Source organism: Moorena sp. SIO3H5 (genome assembly GCF_010692395.1).
GTDB lineage: Bacteria > Cyanobacteriota > Cyanobacteriia > Cyanobacteriales > Coleofasciculaceae > Moorena.
Genome location: NZ_JAAHHS010000493.1, coordinates 1 through 5,128 on the forward strand (window position 1 = coordinate 1; position 5,128 = coordinate 5,128).

At 40.9% G+C, this 5,128-nt stretch carries 3 protein-coding genes; 1 reads left to right on the forward strand and 2 read right to left on the reverse strand.

All coding sequences use genetic code 11. The features are described 5' to 3' along the window. Together F6K52_RS32030 and F6K52_RS32035 are read right to left on the reverse strand one after the other, a co-directional pair. Positions 1 to 2,102: DAHL domain-containing protein (locus tag F6K52_RS32030; RefSeq protein WP_293088431.1), on the reverse strand; the 2,102-nt coding region annotated here is incomplete at its 3' end. Beyond that, positions 2,099 to 3,025 (reverse strand): cytochrome-c peroxidase, encoded by a 927-nt coding sequence (locus tag F6K52_RS32035; RefSeq protein WP_293088433.1) that lies wholly within the window; start codon positions 3,023 to 3,025, stop codon positions 2,099 to 2,101. The genes F6K52_RS32035 and F6K52_RS32030, both read right to left, overlap by 4 nt. A gap of 632 nt (positions 3,026 to 3,657) precedes the next feature. Between F6K52_RS32035 and F6K52_RS32040 the strand changes: the two genes are divergently transcribed. After that, complete coding sequence (locus tag F6K52_RS32040) at positions 3,658 to 5,121, forward strand: hypothetical protein (protein WP_293088434.1); 1,464 nt, start codon at positions 3,658 to 3,660, stop codon at positions 5,119 to 5,121. Positions 5,122 to 5,128: the final 7 nt, after the last annotated feature.

A 5,128-nucleotide genomic window follows, 5' to 3' on the forward strand; every position in this document is an offset into this window, starting at 1 on the left:
AACAAGCTGTCAATCTCAGCTGGGTCAACACCAGGACCGGTATCTTCTATTTCAAAGGTGATTGTCTGTCCGGTAAGGGTTGCAGGTGGAAGGTTAATAGGTGGAATCTTAGTAGGTGGAAGGTTAGCAGGTGGAAGGTTAGCAGGTTGTTCGCGTTCGCGAAGCGTGGCCTTTTGGCCAAGGTTAGTAGGCCACGCTTTGCCAACAACATTCAACCTGTCAACCTTCAACTGATCAGACCTGCCAACCTTTAACTGATCAGACCTGCCAACCTTCAACCTGCCAACATTCAACTGATCATACCTGTCAAGATTCAACCTGTCAACATTCAACTGATCATACCCGCTAATTTTGAACTTTTCCTTGTTACGAACAACCCGCAAAGTGACACTGCCTTGTTGAGTAAATTTGATAGCGTTTCCCAGTAAATTAATCAAAACTTGGCGCAATTTTCCCTCATCTGTTTTCACATATCGAGGAAGCTCTGGCTCTCGGTAAAAAATAAGTTGTAAGCCTTTGGATGCGGCTCGCAGTCGTAACATCTCTTCGAGACTATCTAGCAGACGATAAAGATCAAAGCTAGTTTCATTTAGAGTTATCTGACCTGCCTCAATTTTGGACATTTCTAATATGTCGTTGATCAAGTTCAGTAAATGCTGACCACTCCGACTAATGATGGCTAGATATTCCTGATGTTCCTGATTCAGCGATGAATCACGGTTCATTAATTGTGTGAATCCTAGAATCGCATTGAGGGGGGTACGTAGTTCATGACTCATATTGGCAAGAAATTGGCTTTTGGCTTTGTTAGCTTCTTCAGACTTAGTCCGCGCTTTTTCGGCTTCTTTCATACTTTCAGCAAGTTGGACAGTACGTTCTTCTACCCTAGCTTCTAAGTCCTCATTTAGTTGCTGCAAGACCCGGGAGGCTTGTTTACGCTCAGTAATGTCATGAAAGAATACTGAAAGACCATTAATACCTGGATAAGCTTTTACGTCAAACCAACATTTCGTCGGTGGATAGTATTCTTCAAAGGTGACAACAACCTGTGCAGCAACGGCCCGATGACACTCCTGGTAGAACTTGGAGCCAAAGACTCCGGAAAACACCTCCTCCAGATTATGATTCAGAAGCTGTTCGGGTTGACTCTGTAGCATTTGGAAAGCTTGAGGATTAAGATAGGTAATCTGCCACTGGTCGTTTAGGGCAATAAAGGCATCGGTGATACTTTCGAGAATGTTGATGGTACGACGGTTAGCTTTTACCAAATTTTTGATAATTAAGTAGGCAATCCAAGCTAGCAAAATCAACAACAAACTATAGGCATATAAACGATAAATATTAGCTCTATCAATAGCTTGGTTATAGTAGAGGTTATAGACGTAATCCAGTTCTTCGTTTAGCTGCTTAGTAGGGAGGTGTAGCAGTTGCTGGGTCAGTTCATCTACCTGAGGTTTATTGCTCATAATTCTTCGGGAATGGCTCAGGGCTAGATCGATAAATTCTTCATCTTTACCAAAATTATTTTGGTCTTTGATCAGCAACAGCCTATCCATATTGTCCTTGATCAGCGCTTCTAATTCCTGATCAGAGTTGAGGTTGTAAAGCAGGATATTTTTCAGCAGTTCATCGAGAATAACTTCTAAATAATAGCTTCCGCTTTTAGCCGAGGTACTTTTTACGATATCATTAGTCAGAAACGGTAAGTAACTCAGGGAGTTTTTTAGAATTGAATTCTGAAATTTTAATCTTTCGATTAAAATTTCTTTTTGATTTATAATTTTTGAACTTTTGTTTAAAGTATTGTTAATTTTTTTATTGCCGTCCTGATTAATAAATGTCGGGATTATTTTAAGGCTATTTTGGGTATCTTTGAGTTGAGATATATGCTTGATAAATGGATCGTAATAGTTTAAGAGATCGTACCGAGATTTTAGAATATCCTGATTTAATATTACATCTATCTCCTTTTGTTGATTTAAAGTATTTTGATACTGTTGGTGTTCTTCAATATTAATTGGTAGACTTTTATTCACCAAAAAAGCCAAGATAAGAACAGCAGCTAAGGTATTTAGGAGCTTTAGCAATTGAGTTTTGTTCACAATGGTTTTCCTTGGTATTCGCCTGTGAGAGTTTTGAGGAACTTGACAATCAGACCAATATCGTTTGGGGACAGTGGACGTCCCAATTCATATTTGCCCATTATCCTCACAGCTTCTTCAAGAGTTTCAGCTGAACCGTCGTGAAAATATGGTGATGTTAGAGCCACGTTCCGCAAACTGGGAACCTTAAATACATAACGATCACGTTCATTGCCAGTGACATTAAAGCGTCCCAAATCAGCTTTGGTAAGCTTACCGCGATCTTTGAAGTAATCCCCAAACAGACCAAAAGCCTGGAACATATTACTGCCGACATTGACTCCTTGATGACAGCTAACACAGCCATAGGCTTTAAATAGACGATAGCCTTCTTTTTCTGAGGAGGAGAGGGCATTTTTCTTGCCCTGCAGAAATTGGTCAAAGCGTGAGTTGGGAGTGTACAGCGATCTTTCAAAAGTAGCGATCGCATCCTTGATGTTGTCGCTGTTGATACCATCTTTATACAGTTGGCTAAATAATGAGACATACTCAGGGGATTGCTTGAGCTTACTGAGAATTTCTTGCCAATTAGAACCCATTTCATACTCTGTATGGATTGGTCTATCAATCTGTTCCTCCAAGGTGTCAACGCTTCCATCCCAATGTTGCTTAAAATTGAATCCACTGTTGAAGACTGTGGGTGCATTGATCAAGCCAATCCTATTCTTGATCCCAATTGAACGCGCCATTTGGTCTGTACCACCGGTATTTAGATTGTGGCAGCTAGCACAAGAGATGGTGTTATCCTGTGATAGTCGGGGGTCATGAAAAATCCTATTGCCCAGTTTAATTTTATCTTTGTTTAGTTCTAATTTTAGTGGTATTGGCTGAATTGGTTCATCAAATAAAAGACTATACTCTGAGGATTTTACCCTATAGTTCATTGATTTATATGGTAATTTATAATGATTATTTATAAAAATTAAAATCATACTCATAAATATCACCAAATAAAGATAAAAAAAATTTTTGATATCACTAGTTTTCTTTTTAGGATAAACCATTTATTTTTTGATTTAATTATGATTATTGTGATAATTAAAGTTTTGATTATCCATGGGCCACATTTGAAGCTTCAGAAGATAACCCGATCACCGGCTAACCGACTAACCTACACCTGTTTACCATCTGTATCTCAAATAAATGAAATTAGTATTAGTTAGTATGACCCTATTTGAAGTTCATCAAATTACAGAACCACAAGTCAACAGTAATATTACTGACAAGTCGTAATTTTAATTAATAATTCAGGGTAAATTACTGATTATACTCAATCGGTTTGAGTAATTATCATATCTCTTCTTGGGTAATTGGTACTTGGTGATTGATACTTGGTAGTTAACGAGTCACCATTACCGATTGCCCATGACCAAAACAGGGACTATTTGGTAAGTGATGAACCAGAGTTGCTCTAACTACTAACCACTAACTACTTAAAAAAAATTTTCCCGGACTGACTATAATTTTTCTGGTAGAGATTAGGCGAGATCATATCAAACCTACATCCGATTTTATTATGGCAACATCTGAATATACTCAGCTCAAGCCGTTTTTCCAAGCTCGTGAGTACTTTGAAGAAATTCTTAATTGGCTCTGTTCTGAGGAAGCGTACGGTCTCACCTATTACCAGATAGAAGAAAACCTCTGGATCAATGGTATGGAACTGTTGCGGCAACTGCTACAAGGTTATCTGGATTGGCGGGGAGACAATCAACCAGAAGCACTTTACCCAAGAAGGCAGGGTAGGTACTCTAACCAGGTCAATCCCCAGCCTGGAAGTAATTGGGGTATTGGCCAACATAGGGATGATTTGTACTCCGATGCAAGAGAGGGAACAGAGGGCATCAGGGGAGAAAGGGCAGGTAAACAATTGTCATCTTATCCCACCAGTAGGCAACCCAGCCTAAGGACTATCTTCGGAACCGTGAGACTTAATCGTTTTAATGCTAGTTCCCAGAGAAACTCACTTGCGGATAATTCCCCACTCAAGGTTTACCCACACGGGTACTGTCAGCTGAGCGGTATTCCTTCAGCATCAGAAGTAGATACCAGTTGCTCAGACCCTACTATCCTAGCCCAACCCCAGGCCAAAGCGGCTGTTGTTTCTCAGGAACAACAGGAAGGATTTTCCATAACAGAGATGGGAACTTGGTTTAGACGCCAGTGGTGGCTTAAGCACAATAGTTATCAATCGGTATGGCAGCCAAGGCGTTCTGTTCCCCGGTTGTTAATTAGTGGCACCATTGCGTTAGTGGGAACAGCAGCTTTCACTAGTTATTGGCTGGTTCGGAGTCTGATTCTTGAGAGTCTGAAGGATAATGCTGAATTGAAGGTCAAGATGGCGGGACATCAAATTGATGAATGGCTGGCTGCTCTGATGGCGAAGGTGGAAACGATTGCGAATACTCCGGAAGTTCGGTCTTTGGACTGGGAGGTTGCCCAACCCTATCTGCAATTCGAGCAAGAACGATTGCCCGATTTTCATATGTTTGTCATGGCTAAGGGAAATGGCTCTTACTACACCACTCGTGCAGGTTTTATTGAGGGGAAGAATCTTAGCGATCGCACTCACTTTCAACGAGCGATGCAAGGAGAAACCTTTGTGGATAATCCGGTAGTCTCTCGTTCTACTGGTATTCGCCAAGTCAATATTGCGGCTCCTATCTGGTCACTTCCCCCCAACAATGATACTGAAATTACTCCAGAAAACTTGGCTTTGCGCAACCTAACCAACGAGGATGTGGAACTCGGGGATGTAACCCAGCCAAAACCAGGAAATTTGCCTGGTCTATTGTCTTTCCCCATAGGAGAATTTGCTGGACCGGTTTCCTTAGACCGAGTGTCAGAGGTAATTACCAATACTACTTTGGGAGAAGGGATTTCGGAATACTCCGTAGCTACCGATGGGACTTGGGGAGCAGGGGTTTTTAGGGTAGGATCGTGCAGTAAATCTACTACTACTACATTGAGACGTTGGTGATTTACCC

Excerpts from the sequence above, each read along its gene's own strand:
- F6K52_RS32035 (WP_293088433.1), bottom strand. The coding sequence starts at position 3,025 with ATGAACTATAGGGTAAAATCCTCAGAGTATAGTCTTTTATTTGATGAA.
- F6K52_RS32040 (WP_293088434.1), top strand. The coding sequence starts at position 3,658 with ATGGCAACATCTGAATATACTCAGCTCAAGCCGTTTTTCCAAGCTCGT.